The organism is Pedobacter riviphilus, assembly GCF_014692875.1.
Classification (GTDB): domain Bacteria; phylum Bacteroidota; class Bacteroidia; order Sphingobacteriales; family Sphingobacteriaceae; genus Pedobacter; species Pedobacter riviphilus.
Genome location: NZ_CP061171.1, coordinates 2,062,336 through 2,083,211 on the forward strand (window position 1 = coordinate 2,062,336; position 20,876 = coordinate 2,083,211).

General features: G+C 40.0%; 14 protein-coding genes. All 14 read left to right on the plus strand.

Annotated elements, in window-relative coordinates:
* Positions 1-2,562, plus strand: a complete 2,562-nt coding sequence (locus tag H9N25_RS08370) for a glycoside hydrolase family 2 TIM barrel-domain containing protein (RefSeq protein ID WP_223833672.1) — start codon at positions 1-3, stop codon at positions 2,560-2,562.
* Positions 2,563-2,663: 101 nt separating this feature from the next.
* The gene (locus tag H9N25_RS08375; RefSeq protein WP_190328574.1) at positions 2,664-3,824 is read left to right on the plus strand and encodes an ABC transporter substrate-binding protein; all 1,161 of its coding nucleotides are present in this window, start codon (positions 2,664-2,666) and stop codon (positions 3,822-3,824) included.
* Positions 3,821-4,972, plus strand: coding sequence for a CaiB/BaiF CoA transferase family protein (locus H9N25_RS08380; RefSeq protein WP_190328575.1), 1,152 nt, complete (start codon positions 3,821-3,823; stop codon positions 4,970-4,972). The genes H9N25_RS08375 and H9N25_RS08380 overlap by 4 nt, the downstream gene beginning before the upstream one ends.
* A 230-nt stretch (positions 4,973-5,202) precedes the next feature.
* A complete protein-coding gene (locus H9N25_RS08385) occupies positions 5,203-6,366 on the plus strand; it encodes a CaiB/BaiF CoA transferase family protein (protein ID WP_190328576.1) in 1,164 nt (387 codons plus the stop codon).
* Positions 6,359-7,597, plus strand: coding sequence for an extracellular solute-binding protein (locus H9N25_RS08390; protein WP_190328577.1), 1,239 nt, complete (start codon positions 6,359-6,361; stop codon positions 7,595-7,597). Before H9N25_RS08385 ends, H9N25_RS08390 begins: the two co-directional genes overlap by 8 nt.
* Complete coding sequence (locus H9N25_RS08395) at positions 7,594-8,676, plus strand: Gfo/Idh/MocA family protein (protein ID WP_190328578.1); 1,083 nt, start codon at positions 7,594-7,596, stop codon at positions 8,674-8,676. Before H9N25_RS08390 ends, H9N25_RS08395 begins: the two co-directional genes overlap by 4 nt.
* 125 nt (positions 8,677-8,801) lie before the next feature.
* The gene (locus tag H9N25_RS08400) at positions 8,802-9,242 is read left to right on the plus strand and encodes a MaoC/PaaZ C-terminal domain-containing protein (protein ID WP_190328579.1); all 441 of its coding nucleotides are present in this window, start codon (positions 8,802-8,804) and stop codon (positions 9,240-9,242) included.
* Positions 9,243-9,316: 74 nt separating this feature from the next.
* Positions 9,317-10,609 carry an L-fucose:H+ symporter permease gene (gene fucP / locus H9N25_RS08405; protein ID WP_190328580.1) on the plus strand — a complete coding sequence of 431 codons (1,293 nt, stop codon included), beginning with the start codon at positions 9,317-9,319 and terminating at the stop codon, positions 10,607-10,609.
* Between the two features lie 120 nt (positions 10,610-10,729).
* A complete protein-coding gene (locus tag H9N25_RS08410; RefSeq protein WP_190328581.1) occupies positions 10,730-14,167 on the plus strand; it encodes a glycosyl hydrolase in 3,438 nt (1,145 codons plus the stop codon).
* Positions 14,168-14,193: 26 nt separating this feature from the next.
* A complete protein-coding gene (locus H9N25_RS08415) occupies positions 14,194-14,784 on the plus strand; it encodes a hypothetical protein (RefSeq protein WP_190328582.1) in 591 nt (196 codons plus the stop codon).
* 45 nt (positions 14,785-14,829) lie between these two features.
* Positions 14,830-16,893, plus strand: coding sequence for an aceric acid hydrolase (locus H9N25_RS08420; protein WP_223833673.1), 2,064 nt, complete (start codon positions 14,830-14,832; stop codon positions 16,891-16,893).
* Between the two features lie 132 nt (positions 16,894-17,025).
* Positions 17,026-18,453 (plus strand): sialate O-acetylesterase, encoded by a 1,428-nt coding sequence (locus tag H9N25_RS08425; RefSeq protein ID WP_190328583.1) that lies wholly within the window; start codon positions 17,026-17,028, stop codon positions 18,451-18,453.
* 112 nt (positions 18,454-18,565) lie between these two features.
* Entirely contained in the window at positions 18,566-19,921 is a 1,356-nt protein-coding gene (locus H9N25_RS24530) for a DUF5703 domain-containing protein (protein ID WP_223833674.1), read from the plus strand.
* A complete protein-coding gene (locus tag H9N25_RS24535) occupies positions 19,900-20,826 on the plus strand; it encodes a hypothetical protein (protein WP_223833675.1) in 927 nt (308 codons plus the stop codon). Before H9N25_RS24530 ends, H9N25_RS24535 begins: the two co-directional genes overlap by 22 nt.
* The last annotated feature ends 50 nt before the right edge of the window (positions 20,827-20,876 follow it).

The following is a 20,876-nucleotide window of genomic DNA, read 5'->3' on the forward strand; positions in this document are numbered from 1 at the left end:
ATGAAGAGGCTAAGTAATTTTAATGTTGTATTTTTTTTAGTATTGGGTCTGTGTGCATCCCGTCATTGCGAGGCACGAAGCAATCCTAATGCGAAAGAACGGCCAACCCATAATAGTAAGATTGCTTTGTGCCTCGCAATGACGACCAATCGAGATAAGATTAGGCATGAACCCCGCATCAGAACCAGCTTTAACAAAGATTGGAAATTTCTTTTGGGAGACGAACCAAATGCAAAATCCCCAGCATATAACGATCTTAAATGGAGAAAACTCACTTTACCGCACGATTGGAGCATTGAAGGAAAATTCGATGAGAAAAACCCTGCAAAACCTGAGGGAGGTGGTTTACCAACAGGCATTGGCTGGTACAGAAAAGAATTTACAGCTCCTGCCAATTTTAAGGATAGATTAATCACAATCGAATTCGACGGCGTGTATAAAAACAGTGAAGTTTGGATCAATGGTCAGTATCTGGGCAAAAGGCCTTACGGCTACAGCTCTTTTTCTTACGAGATCAGCAAATGCTTAAAAGCTGGGAAAAATATCATTGCAGTTAAAGTTGATAATTCGGCACAGCCTGATTCGCGCTGGTATTCGGGTTCGGGGATTTATAGAAATGTATGGCTTACATCTGCAGCAAAAGTTTCGATCAAACGCAATGGCACTTTTGTGAAAACCTTCTTAATCAGCGGCGATAAAGGTCAAAGCAACGAAAGCAGAAAATTAAAACCTGGTGAAAGTATCGCGTCGGTAAATGCGGAGATCGAGATTGAAAATAAATTCAACACAAAAGGCACTTATACAATCCTGACGACCATTTTGGATGATAAAAATATCCAATTGCAAAAAAAGGAATGGCCACTCCACACCAGTGAAACTTCTACAACAATGGCAATTAATGGTCTTGGGATAGCTAATCCTAAAATGTGGTCAGTTGATCATCCGAACATGTACAAGTTGGTGGTGGAAATTGCACAGGCTGATGGGAAGATTATTGATCAATATACAACACCTTTTGGCGTTCGTGAATTCAATTTTGATGCAGCTAAAGGTTTTTCGTTAAACGGAAAACCAATGAAAATTTTAGGTGTTTGTTTACACCACGATTTAGGTGCCCTGGGTGCTGCCGTGAATGTGAGGGCAATGGAACGTCAGCTGGAAATAATGAAAGCAATGGGGGTGAATGCCATCCGTACAGCGCATAATCCACCTGCACCTGAGTTTCTAAATTTATGCGATAAAATGGGCTTCCTCGTTATGGATGAGGCTTTCGATATGTGGGTGAAAAAGAAAACCAAAAACGATTACCATCTCGATTTTCCAGCATGGCATAAAAAAGATCTGGAAGATATGATCAAACGAGATCGTAATCACCCGTCGATTGTCCTTTGGAGCATCGGCAACGAAATCCGCGAGCAGTTTGATAGTACAGGCATTGCGAGTACCAAAGAATTGGTTGGCATCGTTAAAAACTTAGATAAAAGCCGGCCTGTAATCTCAGCTTTAACAGAAACAAAAGCTGAAAAGAATTTTATCTACCAAGCCAATGCGCTGGATATTTATGGATTAAACTACAACCATAAACTGTATAAAGATTTTCCTAAAAATTATCCTGGCGTTAAGTTTTTAGCTACAGAAACCACTTCGGCTTTAGAAACCAGGGGATTTTACGACACAGCCGATACCATCCGTCGTTGGCCAAAAGATGGAAAAACGAAATTTACAGAGGGAAATAACGAATGGTCGGCATCCGCTTACGACAATGTTTCAGCCTATTGGGGTTCTACACACGAAGAAACCTGGGCAGCAGCTAAAAAATACGACCATGTGTCTGGCTTATTTGTGTGGACAGGTTTCGATTATCTGGGTGAGCCACTACCATATCCATGGCCAGCAAGAAGTTCATATTTCGGTATCGTCGATTTGGCAGGTTTCCCGAAAGATTCATATTACATGTACCAAAGCGAGTGGACAAACAAACCTGTGTTACACCTTCTGCCTCATTGGAACTGGAAACAAGGAAAATCTGTAGAAGTTTGGGCCTATTACAACAATGCCGATGAGGTAGAATTGTACCTGAACGGAAAATCACTAGGAAAAAAATCAAAACAAGGCGATGATTTACATGTCCGCTGGAATGTGCCTTTTGAGCCTGGAACCTTAAAAGCAGTATCCCGCAAAAACGGTAAAGATGTTTTAGTACGTGAAGTGAAAACCGCAGGAGATCCGACGAAAATTGAATTAATCGCGGATAGAAAAAATATTAAAGCGGATGGTAAGGATTTATCGTTTGTAACCGTTCGCGTTTTAGACGCTGCTGGTAACGTAGTGCCAAATGCGGATAATCTGGTTGATTTTAAGGTTGAAGGTGCTGGTTTTATTGCTGGTGTTGATAATGGGTTTCAGGCAAGTTTAGAGCCTTTTAAAGCCAGTTACCGTAAAGCTTTCCATGGTTTATGTTTGGCCATTCTTCAATCGACAGAAAAAACCGGAACCATAAAATTAACAGCTTCATCAGCTGGTTTAACATCATCATCGATAATTATAAAAACAGGAAAATAGAATAACAGAAATGAATCTATCGGTTGGTGTCTCACCAACTGAAAAAATTAAAATAAGAACATGGTCGGTGGAGACACCGACCATTAGATAAAAGAAATATAGTGGAGAAGATAATTAATTTAAAAGGAATAACCTGGAACCATAGCCGCGGGCTTTTGCCGATGGTGGCTACGGCACAGCGATTTTCAGAATTGCACCCAAATGTAAATATCACCTGGGAGAAAAGAAGTTTGCAGCAATTTGCCGATTTTTCAATCCAGGAGTTGGCAGAACGATTTGATCTCTTGGTTATCGATCATCCCTGGGCAGGTTTTGCCGCAAAAACAAAATCAATAGTGCCTTTGGATCTTTATCTTTCTAAAGAATATTTGAAAGATCAGGAAGAAAATTCGGTAGGTCAATCTTATGAAAGTTATTTTTATAATGAACACTTATGGGCACTACCGATAGATGCGGCAACTCCTGTAGCAGCTTCAAGACCAGATTTATTCGCTCAAAAGGATTTGCAATTACCTAAATCTTTTGAAGATCTATTGGTACTTGCCGATAAAGGTTTAGTGGCTTTTGCAGGTATTCCCATCGATGTTTTAATGAATTTTTACACCCTTTGCTGCTCTTTAGGTGAAGATCCTTGTCAGGGTGATGAACAGGTGGTTTCTAAGGAAATTGGTGTTAGGGCTTTGCAAATGTACCGTGAACTGGCCTCTAAAATAGATCAAGCAAACTTCAACAGAAACCCGATCCAGGTATATGAAGCAATGACTTTAACCGACGAAATTGCGTATTGCCCTTTCGCTTATGGCTACTCAAACTATTCGCGTAGTGGTTATGCCCGCAAAACCTTGCATTTCCACGATATGATTTCTTTAGATGGTAAAACCAACCTGAGAAGCACATTAGGTGGAACAGGTTTAGCCATTTCTGCTAAATGCGAAGCATTGGAGATGGCTACCAAATATGTAGAATTCGTAGGTTCGCCGGCTTGTCAGTCTACTTTGTTTTTTGAAAGTGGCGGTCAGCCAGGGCATTTGGCCGCATGGAAAAATGAAGAAGTCAACCGCCAGAGCCAGCATTATTTTCTGAATACTTTACCGGCCTTGCAAAGAGCTTTTCTTCGTCCACGTTACCATGGTTCGATGTATTTTCAAGATCACGCGGGCGATGTGGTGCACGATTATTTAATGAATGGAGGCGATGAAATCCAGGTTTTATCGGCACTGAATAAATTATATCAGCAATCTAAAAGTTTAGTGTTATCATGAACAGACCGCTTGAAGGACTTTTGGTTTTAGAGTTTTGCCAATTTTTGGCAGGGCCATCAGCTGGCTTGAAACTGGCTGATTTAGGTGCCCGTGTGATTAAAATCGAACGACCAAAAACAGGCGATGCCTGCAGATCTTTATCCATCAAGAATCTTTTTGTGGATGAAGACAGCCTGCTTTTTCACACCATTAACCGAAATAAAGAAAGTTATACCGCCGATTTAAAAAATCCGGAAGATTTAGAACGACTTAAAAAATTAATCAGCACGGCCGATGTAATGACACATAATTTCCGCCCTGGTGTGATGGAGAAAATTGGCCTGGATTATGAAAACGTTCAAAAAATCAACCCGAAAATTATTTACGGGATGGTAACCGGCTATGGAAGTGAAGGCCCGTGGAAAAACAAGCCAGGGCAGGACTTATTGGTACAATCCGTTTCAGGATTAACATTTTTATCGGGTGTTGACGTAGACGGACCAGTTCCTTTCGGACTTTCTGTTTCGGATATTATGTGCGGAAACCATTTGGCACAAGGTATTATGGCCGCTTTGATCAAAAGGGCAAAAACCAATAAAAGTGTTTTGGTTGAGGTGAGTTTGCTCGAATCCATTTTAGATGTACAATTTGAAGTATTAACCACCTACTTAAATGATGGTGGTAAATTGCCCGATAGAAGCGGAGCAAAAGGCAGTGCACACGCTTATTTAAGCGCTCCTTATGGCATGTACGAAACCAACAACGGTTATATTGCCATGGCCATGGGCAACCTGCCGAATATCTGTACGATCATCAATTGCGATATTACCGACCTGTATGTGGAGGCAGGTTCAGCATTCAAAAACCGCGATAAATTAATTATCCGCCTCGCCGAAACCTTTAAAAAAGACGGTACAAAACATTGGGTTGATCTTTTGGAAGGCCATGGTATTTGGTGCACAGAAGTATTAAATTATCAAACCGCTACAACATTGAATACCTATAAAAGCCTACAGATTGAACAGGAATTGGATTTAGATGAAGGCAAAAAAATAAAGACAACAGTAAGCCCGATTAGATTGGATAATGAAAAGTTATTTGCTTCGAAAGCTGCGCCAAAACTTGGTTTTGATACGGCTGGGATTAATAAAGAGTTTGAATTAAATTAATTGTCACGTTGAGCCTGTCGAAACGCAGAGATAAATCTACAAAAGGTTCTTTCAATGGGTTCAGTACAACAGGCCAGGAAAAAATAAATTAAAATTGGCCGTCATTCCCGCGGAGGCGGGAATCTTAAAGCTCATTGCATTACGATTCCCAATCAAGTTGGGAATGACGACCGATAAAAGATTATTTCGTGCCTCGTAATAACGTAGTACGAAATTTAAAAAACAAAATTATGCTACCGCTTGAAGATTATTTAGTTATCGATTTCAGCCAGTTCCTATCGGGGCCATCAGCAAGTTTGCGCCTGGCCGATATGGGTGCGCGTGTAATCAAAATTGAGCGTTTGGGTGTTGGCGACATTTGCCGAACGCTCTATACTTCAAATCTGATTATGAACGGCGAATCGTCGGTTTTTCATGCCATCAATAGAAATAAAGAAAGTTTTGAAGTTGATTTAAAACGCAAAGAAGATTGCGAAATGGTCCGCGAATTGCTTAAAAAAGCAGATATAATGATCCATAACTTCCGTCCAGGGGTAATGGAGCGTTTGGGTTTCGATTATCAATCCGTAATCGCTTTAAATCCAACCCTAATTTATGGCGAAATTTCAGGCTATGGCAACAGGACCGAATGGAAAAACAAACCTGGTCAGGATTTACTTTTGCAATCGGTTACCGGCTTAACCGCTTTAACCGGAAATGCCGATAGTGGCCCTGTAGCAATGGGTTTATCCATTGTAGATATGTTGGCAGGCGCGCACTTGGCGCAGGGAATCCTGGCCTGTTTATACCGAAAAGCATTAAAAAAAGAAGGTGGTCTTGTGCAGATCAGCATGATGGAATCCGCTTACGATTTCCAGTTTGAAACCATCACTACTTTTATGAATGATGGAGGATCGTTACCCCAACGTTCTAAAAAGAATAATGCAAATGCATATTTAGGCGCTCCTTATGGGATTTATCAAACAGAAAACGGATATTTAGCCCTAGCGATGGGTTCAATTCCACAGTTGGGAAATTTACTTGGCTGCGAGAAATTGGAAGAATACGTGGAAGTAAGCGAAGCATTTGATAAGCGTGATGAGATTAAGGCCATTTTGGCTGATCATCTTTTATCGGCGACTACCGAAAAATGGCTTTCCATTTTAGAACCTGCTGATATTTGGTGTGCTGATGTATTAAACTGGAATGCTTTAATGGCCCATGAGGGTTTTAAGGTATTGAAGATGGTTCAGGAAGTGGAAATGATAGATGGGTATAAATATAAAACCACCAGATGCCCGATCCGCATTGATGGAGAATTATTGACTTCAGCAATTGGTTCGCCAAAACTAGGACAGGATAATGAAAAAATTATCAAAGAATTTATAACACAGCATACCACTGCAAATGCATAACCAAATAGAAACTTTCAGGATAGCCGTTCGTAAATTTGCGCCATTTGAAGCTACTATGCAGAAATTCTGGGAGCAATATTGCACCCGTTCGGGCTGTACACTAAAGTTGGAAATGGTGGTAATGGACCTGCACGAACTTTACGACAGTACCATCACTCAAAAAGGTTTGGCAAAAGGCAATTTTGATATTGCGCACATCAGTACCGATTGGGTGTTGGAAGGCTATTCAGGCAATGATTTCGAAGTTTTAAATCCATACATCAACAAAAACAAACCCGACGATTTCCCGAGGGGTTGGAGCAAATCGCTTTTAGGGCTGCAGCGCTTCGGCTGGGAAGTAGTGGGCTTACCATTTCATGATGGACCAGAATGTTTTATTTATAGAAGAGATCTATTCGAAAGTGAAACTGAAAAGGCCCGATATTTTGCTCAATTCGGCAAAACCTTAGCAGTACCCAAAACCTGGGAAGATTTTCATCAGATTGCCCGTTTTTTTAACCGTCCCGAACAAAATTTATATGGCAGTATTTTCGCCTGCTATCCGGATGGCCACAATACTGTTTTCGATTTTGCTTTGCAATTATGGACGAGGGGCGGGACACTGGTTAATAAAAATGGGTTTATCCAGATTAATACCCAGGCAGCCATTGATGGTTTAAATTTTTACCGTAAAATCGTTAACGATAAAACTGCTGTTCATCCAAAATCTGCAGCATTCGAATCTGTAGCTGCCGGAATAGCTTTTTCACAAGGTGAAGCCGCCATGATGATTAATTGGTTTGGTTTTGCGGCCATGTGCGAAGTAGATGCAAACTCTAAGGTAAAAGGGAAAATTGATGTGGAACGATTGCCATGCGCCCCAGGTAAAAACTCAGCTTCGTTAAATGTTTATTGGCTTTACACCATTGCAAAGGGCAGTAAAAATAAAGACATTGCCTACGATTTTCTCCGCTTTGCACTGGCTGCAGAACAGGATAAACAACTCACTTTAGCGGGAGGGATCGGTTGCAGGATTTCGACCTGGAAAGATGAAGAGATCAACCAGGTTATTCCTTATTACCATAAACTGGAACAATTACATGAGGTGGCCAATATGTTGCCACAGAAACAAAATTGGGCAGCTATTGCCGCCATTATCGATCAAATGGTTTTACAGGCCATCAATACCGATGCCACAACTGAAGCGCTCATCCAGCTTGCACAGAACCAGATTAACGAAATTGACAAATGAGTATTGATATCAAATATAAACCCGAACTGCCACAAACCAAGCAGCCTATCATCATTATTGGTGCAGGCGGGATAGTGGCAGATGCACATCTTCCAGCGTATAAAATTGCTGGTTTTGAAGTACATGGCATTGTAAACCGGACGAAAGAGCGGGCACAGAAATTGGCTGATGTTTTTGGAATTCCAAACGTTTATAATTCTGTTGATGAGGCGGTTAAACTTGCTCCAGCAAATGCAGTTTACGATTTAACGATCATGCCTGAGCAATACATCGAAACATTAAAGCAGTTGCCCGATGGAAGTGCGGTGTTAATTCAAAAACCCATGGGAGATGATTTTACACAGGCAAAAGAAATCCTCGAACTCTGCAGAACCAAGAATTTAAAAGCGGCTATAAACTTTCAATTACGTTTTGCACCATTTGTAAGTGCCGCAAAATACATCATCGATAAAGGTTTAATCGGCGAATTATACGATATGGAAGTCCGCGTAACGATTAAAACACCATGGGAGATTTTTCCGCATGTAATTATCCATCCACGTTTAGAAATTCAATACCACAGCATTCATTATGTCGATTTAATCCGTTCATTTTTGGGTAATCCTGAGAGTATTTTAGCCAAAACCTTAAAACATCCGGCGAAAAGTTTGTCATCATCTCGTTCCACGATCTTATTCGATTATGGAGATACGATGCATGCGGTAATCAACACCAACCACGACCACGATTTCGGTCCAAATCATCAGGAAAGTTATATTAAATGGGAGGGAACCAAAGGCGCCATTGTGGCTAAAATTGGCTTATTGATGGATTATCCGCACGGTGTACCAGATGTTTTTGAATACTGTATTGTAGAAGATGGAAAATCACCAGAATGGCAAACAGTTAAGTTAGAGGGATCTTGGTTTCCAGAGGCTTTTATAGGTACCATGGCCAATTTAATGCGCTATAATGAAGGTTCAGGCAATGTTTTACATACCAGTGTCGAGGATGTGATTCAAACCATGGCCGTGGTAGAAAGTGCCTACCAATCGAGTGATATTGGTGGCGTAAAGGTTAAAGAGAAATTAAAAGGGTAAATTATTAATAAAATCGTCATTGCGAGGAGGCACGACAAAGCAATCTTTTTAAAAAAGAAAGATTGCTTCGCCTCGATGAAAAAATCGAAGGCTCGCAATGACGGAAACAGTATAAAAAGAGCAAAATGTATTTCAAATCAACATTTTTTGAAGATTATCAATTACAAGATAAACGTATAACGCTAGGTCGTACCATAACAGAAACCGATTTTGTAGTTCATGCAGGTCATACAGGCGATTTTTTTCCGCACCATATGGATGCCGAATGGTGTGCAACACAGCCGTTCAAACAACGAATAGCCCACGGAACGATGATTTTTAGCATTGGTATCGGTTTAACTGCATCAGAAATCAATCCTGAAGCCATGAGTAAAGGATATGATAAATTGCGATTCGTAAAACCTGTTTTTATTGGCGACACCATTCACTCCGAAATAACCATTTCTGAAAAAGGGGAGAGCAAAAGGCCAGAATATGGCACCGTAACCGAGCATGTAGAAATCATCAACCAACACGGAGCGGTTGTATTAGTCTGCGACCATCTTTTGGTAGTGAGGAAAAAGTAAGATAAAAATCGTCATTGCGACGAAGAACGGCGCGGCAATCTTTTTTGCCAATTCAAACAAAAAAACCAAATATAATGAACCACAACACGCAGCAAGAAATTGTAACTGAGGGCGATCCCTCATCAGGAAAGAAGTATTTATTGCCTTTTATACTCGTAATCAGCTTGTTTTTCCTTTGGGGAATGGCACATAACCTCGATTCTATCCTGATTCCACACTTAAAAAAAGCCTGTAACCTCAATAATAGGCAGTCTACTTTAATTGATACCTCAGTTTTCTTTGCTTATTTTTTAATGGCGATTCCAGCTGGAATGATTTTGAAAAAGTGGGGTTATAAAGCAACCATGATCTCAGGTTTACTTGCTTTTGCTTTCGGTGCGTTTTTATTTGTGCCAGCTGCCAATAACCTGTCGTACATTACATTTTTGATTGCACTTTTTATTATTGGTTGTGGTTTAACCATGCTCGAAACTTCTGCTAATCCTTATGCTGCTGTATTGGGTGATCCAACGAAAGCAACGAGCAGATTAAACCTGGCGGCATCTTTCAACGGATTGGCTGCTATGGTGGCTCCAATGATTGGCGGATTATTTATCCTTTCAGGTAAATCGCACAGCAAAGAAGAATTGGCAGCCATGACAGAGGCAGGTAGAAACAGTTATTTCTTAAAAGAGGCCGCATCAGTTAAAACACCATACATTTCCCTTGGCATTGTTTTATTGATAATAGCCGCTGTATTTTACTTTATTCACCTTCCCGAAATCAAAACCAAAAGTATTGATGGAGAAGCAAAAGGAAGTTTTTTTGGCGCACTACGTCACAAACATTTAAAGTGGGCAGTCGTTGCTCAGTTCTTTTATGTTGGTGCGCAGGTTTGTGTTACCAGTTTCTTTATTAGAATGGCCCAACAGGGTGGAGGCTTCGATGAGCGGACGGCAGCCTCATTTTTAGCGATATATGGATTTTTGTTTACTGCTGGACGCTTTGCAGGAACTGCGATTTTACAGTTTGTATCATCGAATAAACTGCTCGCTATTTATGCTGTAATCTCTATTTTATTGTGTTTAGTTGCCATTTTAGGTAAAGGTTCTTATGTAGTTTATGCTTTAGGTGCTGTCGGATTCTTTATGTCAATTATGTTTCCAACCATATTCGCGTTAGGAATCGATGGTATAGGTGATGATACCAAGCCAGGCTCTTCATGGTTGATCATGTCGATTGTGGGCGGCGCAATTTTACCATTCGGTATGGGAAGTTTAATCGATATGTATGGCGACAATATCCAGATTGGCTATAGCATCCCATTGGTTTGTTTTGTTTTCGTCCTTTATTTTGGCTTACGGGGTTATAAAATCGCACACAAATAAAATTTAACGTCTTCCGATAGGTATCGGATTCAAGGAGGAACAACGAGGCAATCTATTCTTGAATAAAGATTGTTTCGCGAGTTGAAAGCCACCTTCGGTATTTATAATAAAATAAAAAAAATGAAATTTAGGTTTAGCAAGATTTTAATATTCATGCTGTTGTTTTGCTTTGGCTTTTCAGCAAGCCTTTTTGCGCAACGGAACGAAAGTGCAAAACCTTGGGTATTTTGGTATTGGGTTAAAGGTGCGGTTTCAAAAGCCGGCATCACAGCCGATCTGGAAGCCATGAAATCAAACGGCATCGCAGGTGCTTATTTAATGAGCATTCAAGGACCTGATAAAGTACCAGTTTATTCACCGCCTGCCGTTCAACTTACACCAGAATGGTGGCAAATGGTTGAGTTTGCCATGAATGAGGCGAAACGGTTGGATCTGAAATTAGGCATGCATGTGAGCGATGGTTTCGCGCTGGCAGGTGGCCCATGGATAACACCTGAATTGTCGATGCAGAAAGTAGTTTGGTCTAAAATAAATATCAGTAATACAGTCACTAAGATCAATTTACCTCAACCAGAATCAAAAGAAAATTATTATAAAGATATTGCCGTTTACGCTTACCCTTCACCAATTGGTGAAGGCATTTCAACAAGAACGGTTAGCCCAAAAATTACAGCCAGCAATGGTGCTGATGCCACTGGTCTCGTTCAGCCAGGGAATAAGAAAAACTTTGTTTCAAATGAACCATGTTATATTCAGTACGAATTTGAAAAACCTTTCACCTGCAGAACGGTGGCCATTAAAGTAAGTGGAAATAACTATCAGGCACAACGTTTGGCCATTGAGGTAAGTGATGATGGGAAAAATTTCCGATCAATAGGTAGGTTGGAAGCACCCCGTCATGGCTGGCAGGATACCGATGAAGATGTTACCCATTCCATTGTACCTACCACCGCTAGGTTTTTCAGGTTTATTTATGATAAAAAAGGATCAGAACCAGGTTCAGAGGATTTAGATGCAGCCAAATGGAAACCCTCCTTAAAACTCGTAAACCTCGAATTATCTTCTGAAGCGCAGCTCAATCAATTTGAAGGTAAAAACGGTTCTGTCTGGCGGGTAAGTAAAAGAAGTGCAGAAGCAGAAATTGCCAAAAACCTGTGTGTACCGTTGAATAAGATCATTAACCTAACGGATAAATTAAATCCAGATGGAACCTTAAACTGGAAAGCGCCAAAAGGCAATTGGACAATTTTAAGGATCGGTCATACCTCAACCGGGCATACCAACGCAACTGGTGGCGGTGGAAGAGGATTGGAATGTGATAAATTTAACCCAGAAGCCGTAAAATTACAGTTCAAGAATTGGTATGGTGAAGCCTTAAAACATGGCGGACCAGAAATAGCCAAAAAAGTTCTAAGCGTTTTCCATGTAGACAGTTGGGAATGTGGCAGCCAGAATTGGTCGCCGGTATTTAAAGCAGAGTTTTTAAAGCGTAGAGGTTACGATTTAACGCCCTATCTGCCCATCATGACCGGTTTGCCTGTAGAAAGTGCTTCAGTTTCTGAAAATTTCCTTTACGATGTTAGAAAAACGATTTCGGAATTGGTTGTAGATCAGTTTTATAAAACACTTGCGAAACTGGCAAAGGATCAGGGCGTAACTTTTACAGCCGAAAGTATTGCACCAACGATGATGAGTGACGGATTAATGCATTACAAAACGGTTGACATTCCCATGGGCGAATTCTGGTTAAACAGCCCAACCCATGATAAGCCAAATGATATGTTGGATGCCATTTCTGGCGCACATATTTATGGTAAAAACATCATCCAGGCCGAAGCTTTTACAACAGTCAGAATGGACTGGAACGAAAGTCCAGCCAATATGAAAACCTTACAGGATCGTAATTATGCTTTAGGGATCAATAAATTGGTGTATCACGTTTTTACACATAATCCCTGGACAGATCGGAAACCTGGAATGACCCTAGATGGTGTGGGCCTTTATTTCCAACGCGATCAAACCTGGTGGAAGGCCGGTAAAGCATGGGTAGATTATGCAGAAAGAACCCAAAGCTTGTTACAACAAGGCAAACCTGTTGTAGATATCGCCGTTTTTACTGGTGAAGAATTACCACGCCGTTCTGTTTTACCAGATAGGCTGGTAGAAACCTTGCCCGGTATTTTTGGTGCTGATGTTGTGGAGGCTGAAAAGAAACGCCTCGCAAATGTTGGTGAACCTTTAAGGCAAATACCAGCCGGTGTAACCCATTCAGCAAATATGGCCGATCCCGAAAATTGGGTAAATCCTTTACGTGGATATGCTTATGATAGCTTTAATCCCGATGTATTGAGTACAGCAACTGTTAAAGATGGCAATGTTGTTTTCGAAAGTGGGGCAACCTATAAGATATTGATTTTTCCTGGCAACATGAAAATGAATCCAAATTACCAGTACATGAGCTACGAAGTAGTTAAAAAACTTTCAGAATTGATAAAGGCCGGAGCTAAAGTGCTTATTGGAGATAAGCCTCTGTATCAATCTGGAATCAAGCAGGTTAATCAGTCTGTATTTTGCAATGCTGTTCAAGAAATATGGGATGGTAATTTTGAATCATTTAGAAATAATGATCGGCCTGTATATAAAAAGAAATTAGGTTTAGGACATATTTTCAGAGCACCGTTTTACGGAGAAACTTTTGACGCTCTGGGTTTGAAAAGAGATTTAGATATTCATGAAAAAGTTGAAGATAAGTTAAGTAGCACCTACACGAAGGGTATAGGCTATACGCACAGGGTTGATGGAGAGAAGGAGATTTATTTTATTACTAATCAAGAAAATACAAAGAAGGACTTGCATTTAACGTTTAGAAACAGCGAAAAATCTGTAAAAACGTATGATGCAGTAACTGACATTTGGCAAAACCTTTCCCGCGTAAATAACGCTTTCGGAGAGACTAATTTAGATCTGAGTTTGCATCAAAATCAATCCATTTTTGTAGTAATGGATACTCCTGCTGTTTATTCCTTTTATTCGGTAAGTGCCGAGAAACAGTCAAAGGATTTGAAAGGAAAAAAAATCAAAAATACAGACATCTCTAAAAACTGGCAGGTAAAATTCGATACGGCTTATAGGGGGCCATCAAAACCAATAATCTTTAACGAGTTAACCGATTGGACACAAAATACAGATAGTTTGGTTAAATATTATTCAGGAACTGCAATCTACAGCAAAAACTTCACCTTCAATAACGATCTTAAAGTTAAAATCTGGCTCGATTTAGGCGAATTCTCCAGTATTGCCGAAGTAAAAATCAATGGAATAAACTGCGGCACTTTGTGGACTGCTCCGCACCGTTTAGAAATCAGTAAAGCCATTAAAAAAGGCGAGAATCAAATTACCATCGAAGTGACAAATACCTGGGCTAACCGTTTAATAGGCGATAGCAAATTGCCAGAAAATAAAAGAATTACCAAAACAACTGCACCTTTCCGATTGGAAGGTAAAGCTTTAAATCCTGCAGGATTATTAGGGCCGGTAGTAATACAGATGGAAGAGTAAATGGAGATTTAATGATTTCAAAATAAATGAAAAAAATAATTGTATTGATTCTGGCTTTTACCCAAACTATTGTTTACGCTCAACAAAAGAAGGTGAAGGATAATTTTAATGTCCAGATCAGGTTAGAAAAGGGAGATTTAAATAAAGATGGTTTGATCGACAAAACCGTAATTATGATGGATACGATCGATACAGCGGTTCCATTAAGGTTACAAATATTTTTTTTACAGCCAAATAAGAAATTTAAAATGGTTTTCTCTTCAACTGATGTAATTGAACCCCAATATGTAAACGGTATACATACTAAAAATCAAATCCCTTATTTTTTTATTGAAAACGGATTTTTATTAATGAACACTGAAAAAAATGATGTTCGCTTAGCGTATCAATTCATCTACAAAAAAGGAATTTTTCAATTGATTAAAGTCTCTAGCGTAGTTTATGATGGGAAAAATTCGACAACCGAGACTGTATTTAATCTTTTAACAGGAGTGAGAACGCAAACTACAATGTTATTGGGTTCCGAAAAAATCTTAAAGAAAAATACAAAGAAAATAATGATCAGGCCATTACCTACGCTTCAGAATCTAAGGACTTTTGGCAATAAACTAGATTAATAACACCAAAACAAGAAACATTTGCAGTTTAAAAACTAAAAAATAATGAAAAAGCTATCCCATATAAGCAAAAATTTTGTCCTGCATACTTTACGAGTTCAGGTAATTGTTTGTGTAGCGCTTTTTCTAACGTTAAGTGCTAAAGCACAAGACAAAGCTTTGGTTAATACGTCAAATTCGCCTTATGCGAAATTGCACAGCATCAATATGACGGATGTAACCTGGACAAAAGGATTTTGGGCCGACCGCTTTAAAGTAGCCACCGAAACCATGGTACCCAATATGTGGGCCATTTATAACGATCCCAAGATCAGTCATGCTTTTGAAAATTTCAAAATTGCAGCAGGCTTAGATACGGGTTCGCATGCTGGTCCATCTTTCCATGATGGCGATTATTACAAAACCCTGGAGGCTGTAGCTGTTTTATATGCTTCAACTAAAAACCCGAAACTGAACGAAATGATGGATAAGGCCATTGTGGTAATCGGTAAATCACAACGCGACGATGGTTACATCTATACCAAAGCAATGATTGAGCAGCGCAAAACAGGGTCTAAAAACCAGTTTCAGGATAGGTTGAGCTTCGAATCGTACAATATAGGCCATTTAATGACAGCTGGCTGCATCCATTACCGTGCAACCGGAAAAACTACTTTGCTCAACATTGCTAAAAAAGCGACAGATTATCTGTATAATTTCTATAAATCTGCTTCGCCAACATTAGCACGAAATGCGATTTGTCCATCGCATTACATGGGTGTTGTAGAAATGTACCGCACCACAAAAGATCCCCGGTATTTAGAACTGGCCCAACATTTAATCGCCATCAAAGGTAAAATTGATGATGGTACAGATGATAACCAGGATCGCATTCCTTTTCTACAACAAACGAAGGCCATGGGCCATGCCGTTCGTGCCAACTACCTTTATGCGGGTGTAGCTGATTTATACGCCGAAACGGGTAAAGATTCGCTATTAAATACTTTAAATTTAATGTGGGACGATGTCAATCAGCACAAAATGTACATTACAGGTGGTTGTGGCTCGCTATATGATGGGACTTCGCCCGATGGCACATCTTATAACCCGACCGATGTGCAGAAAATCCACCAGGCTTTTGGCCGCGATTTTCAATTGCCCAATTTTACCGCACACAACGAAACCTGCGCCAACATTGGTAACGTACTCTGGAACTGGCGCATGTTGCAGATTACAGGCGATGCAAAATATGCTGATGTAATGGAACTGGCCTTACACAATAGCGTTCTGTCTGGAATTAGTTTGGATGGAAAAAACTTTTTATACACCAATCCTTTGGCGCAATCAGACGATTTACCTTTTAAACAACGCTGGTCGAAAGATAGGGTGCCCTATATTGCATTATCCAATTGCTGTCCGCCTAATGTGGTACGCACTATAGCCGAAGTAAGCGATTATGCCTACAGTACTTCAGATAAAGGCCTATGGTTTAATTTATATGGTGGCAATAACCTCAATACTACATTAACCAATGGTCAGAAAATTTCTTTATCGCAAGAAACCAATTATCCCTGGGATGGGAAGATCAAAATCAGCATTAAGGAAATAGGGAATAAAGCTTATTCATTATTTTTGAGAATCCCGTCGTGGACACATAATGCACAGATCACAATCAATGGAAAAACTGAAAATGTTAAAGCCATTTCCGGAACTTACGCAGAAATCAGCCGCGTTTGGAAAAACGGTGATGTAATAGAATTAAATCTCCCTATGGATGCCACTTTGATTGAAGCCAATCCTTTGGTTGAAGAAAACAGGAATCAGGTAGCGGTAAAACGCGGACCAATTGTTTATTGCCTGGAATCGACAGATTTACCTGGTAAAAGTATTTTTAATGCTTTTATTCCGGCTTCAACGAAATTTGAAGTCAAACCCATTAATATCGATGGTGCTGCGATGATGAGTTTGGTAGGAAATGCAAAAATGGTAGGGCCAAACAACTGGAAAAATGTGTTGTACAGACCGATTGAAGATAAAAATACAACAACAGAAATTAAACTGGTGCCATATTTTGCCTGGGGAAACCGTGGTCATTCAGAAATGTCGGTATGGCTGCCAGTGAGTAGATAATGTAATAGGGGCGTCATTCCCAACTTGATTGGGAACCACGAAGTGCTCATCGGAGATAATCCTAATGCAAAAAGCCTTAAGATTCCCGCCTGCGCGGGAATGACGAATATTTTTAAAGCAGAAAAAACAAAAATGAAACTAAAACTTTTCATATTCTTAAACCTCACTTGTTGCCTTATTGCGTCAGCAACAGTAAAACCTGCATCGATTTTTACCGATCACATGGTGTTACAACAACAAAGCAATGTAGCCATATGGGGCTGGGCCAAACCTGCTGCCAAGGTAAAAATCAATACCTCCTGGAACAAACGGCACTACACCATTATTACTGATCAGGCGGGTAAATGGAAAATAAAAATTGCGACTCCATCAGCCGGAGGCCCATATCATATTGAATTAAATGATGGCGAAAAACTTGTCCTGACCGATATTTTAATTGGCGAAGTTTGGTTCTGTGGTGGCCAATCGAACATGGAAATGCCCATGAAAGGATTTAAAAGTCAGCCGATAATTGGTTCAAATGAGGCCATTCTAAAATCTGCAAATAAAAACATCAGGCTTTACACTGTTCCGCGTTCTTCTGTAACCGAACGGCAAGAAAACAGCAAAGCTTCACAATGGAAATTAGCTTTCCCGGAAACTGTTGCCAATTTTAGCGCAACCGCTTATTACTTCGGTTCCTTATTAAGCGAGATGTTAAATATTCCTATCGGGATCATTAACGATAGTTATGGCGGTTCTACAATCGAGGCCTGGATGTCGCCCGAGGATTTAAAAGCATTCCCCGAGGTTAAAATCCCCTCAAAAACCGACAGCATAAAAGAAGTAAGCAGAACGCCCACAACGTTGTATAATGGCATGCTTTATCCTGTAATTGGTTATGGCATAAGAGGTGCCATCTGGTATCAGGGCGAATCGAATTATGAACGTCCAGACCGTTACGAAGACTTATTGCCTGCGATGGTTTCTTCCTGGAGAAAAAATTGGGATAATGGCGATTTTCCTTTCTACTATGCGCAAATCGCACCGTACAACTATGCCCAATTGCCACCTTATCATGTTGGTGGAAAATTTAACTCGGCCTTTTTACGGGATGCACAACGTAAATCCCTAACTAAAATTCCAAATTCGGGAATGGCTGTTTTAATGGATATTGGCGAGGAAAAATCCATCCATCCTGCAAACAAAAAACAGGGCGGAACACGTTTGGCTTACCTGGCCTTATCTCAAACCTATAGTATAAAAGGTTTTGGTGCATTAAGTCCGAATTATGAATCTTTGAACATCGATAAAAATAAAGCAGTTATTAAGTTCCAAAATGTAACAAATGGCTTAACTTCATTTGGCAAAGATTTGGTCTTATTTGAAGTAGCAGGAGCAGACCATAAATTTTATCCCGCTAAAGCCACTATAACAGGAAGTAGCATCACCGTTTCCGCAGAACAGGTTAAAGCACCGGTGGCTGTTCGTTATGCCTTTAAAGATTTTGTAACCGGCGATTTATTCGGAAACGATGGCTTACCCGTTTCCTCATTCCGCACCGATAATTGGGAGAATTAGTAATTTTAAAATGAATTTATCCACGGAGACACTAAGCGCACCAAGTATTTTATTTAAGAACTTAAATGTTCTGATATGCCTTATATGGTCAAAAAATGTAAACCTTTTCTTGGTGTACTCCATATCTTTGTGCTTCCTCACCTCAAATACTTTTTCGCAAGAAAAAGTCTCAAATAACGTAGTTTGGAATACCCAAAGCCTTAATTCATCAGCATCCATGCCTGTAGGTGGAGGCGATATCGGCCTTAACCTCTGGGTAGAAAATGGTAATGTTTACCTCTATCTATCCAAAAGCGGCACCTTCGACGAGAATAATACCTTGCTTAAGCTTGGTCGTGTAAAACTCAAATTATCCCCAAACCCTTTCCAGGGGAAATCATTTAAACAAGAACTGATCTTAAAAGATGGTTACGCCCAGGTCTCAGGCTCAAACGGTAAATTAAGCACAAAAATCAATGTTTGGGTAGATGTTTTTAATCCGGTTATCCATTTAGACATTAAATCCAGCCAAAACATCATAACCGAAGCCAGTTACGAAAGCTGGCGCTTTGAAGACCGCATCACAAAAGGCAAAGAGAACAACCAAAATTCGTATAAATGGGCGCCTCAGGGCATTGTAAAAACCTTTAAAGATGAAATTGCTTTTAAAAACAATACCGTTCAATTTTACCATCAAAATAAACCCGAGACCGTATTCGATATTACAGTAAAACAACAAGGTCTTGATGATAGAAAGGCCGAATTGTTCAATCCGTTAAAAAACCTGATTTTCGGCGGCTCAATGCAGGGCGACAACCTGTTTCCGGCAGGCAATGATGAAGGTATTTATTTAAGTACACCTTTTAAAGCCTGGACTTTGAAAAGTAAAAAAGCTTCGCGTTCAAATCACATTACCATTGCTTTACATACAGTTAAAACTGAATCAATTTATGATTGGGAAAAACAATTAACTTCATTAAAAATTAATAACAATCATAAAGCCAGTATAAAATGGTGGAATGATTACTTTGAAAAGAGTTTCATTTACATCAATTCGAAAGATGGATCAGCTAATCAATCGGCTAAAAATTATCAGCTATTCAGGTATATGTTGGGTTGCAATGCCTTTGGCAAATACCCTACGAAATTTAATGGCGGTTTATTTACCTTCGATCCACAACTTACTGATACGGCGCTGAAATATACACCCGATTTCAGGAATTGGGGAGGAGGTACCCACACCGCACAAAACCAACGGTTGGTCTATTGGCCGATGTTAAAAAGCGGTGATTTTGAGATGATGAAACCTCAATTCGATTTCTACCTGGATTTGTTAAAAAATGCTGAAATCAGAACGCAGTCTGCCTGGGGACATAATGGTGCCAGTTTTACAGAGCAATTGGAAAATTTTGGATTACCAAACCTGCAGAATATGGCTGGAAACGTCCTGCCGATTTTGACAAAGGCATGGAATACAATGCCTGGTTAGAATATGAGTGGGATACCGCTTTAGAGTTTTGTATGATGATTTTGGAAACAGAAAGGTATAATGGTAATAATATCGAAAAATATCTTCCATTGATTGAAAGTTCACTTGCCTTTTTCAAAGAACACTATACTTATTTAGCCAAACAGCGCGGAGCAAAAGCTTTAGATGCCGATGGACATTTGGTTTTGTACCCTGGCTCTGGTGCCGAAACCTATAAAATGGCCTATAACTCCACCTCAACCATTGCTGCACTAAAAACCGTTATAGAACGACTTCTGGAGCATCCCAATTTATCTGAAAAGCAAAAATCAGAATGGAAAGCCATGCTAAAAACCATTCCACCAATCAGTTTTAGAACATTTGACGGCCACACCACAATTGCTCCGGCAAAACTTTGGGAGCGCATTAACAATACAGAAGGCCCGCAGTTGTATCCTGTTTATCCATGGGGAATTTACGGAATTGGTAAACCTGGTTTAGACACCGCTATCAATACCTTTAAATACGATACAGATGTATTGAAATTTCGCAGTTATATCGGCTGGAAACAGGACAATATTTTTGCAGCAAGATTAGGTTTAACTGAAGATGCTGCAAAATTAACCGAAGCAAAATTAAAAGACTCGGGAAGGAGATTCCCGGCATTCTGGGGACCTGGTTTCGACTGGACACCAGACCATAATTGGGGTGGCTCGGGTATGATCGGTTTACAGGAAATGCTGATGCAGGTAGACGGAAAAAAGATTTATCTTTATCCTGCATGGCCTAAAGAGTGGGATGTACATTTCAAGCTATATGCACCTTACCAAACAACCGTTGAAGGGCAGTTGAAGGATGGAAAATTAATAGATTTAAAAGTATGGCCTGAATCAAGAAAGGCAGATGTAATTAATATGATTAATTAAAGTGGCTAAGGTTTAGCCACTTCGTCATGCTGATCCGATTGCTATCGGAT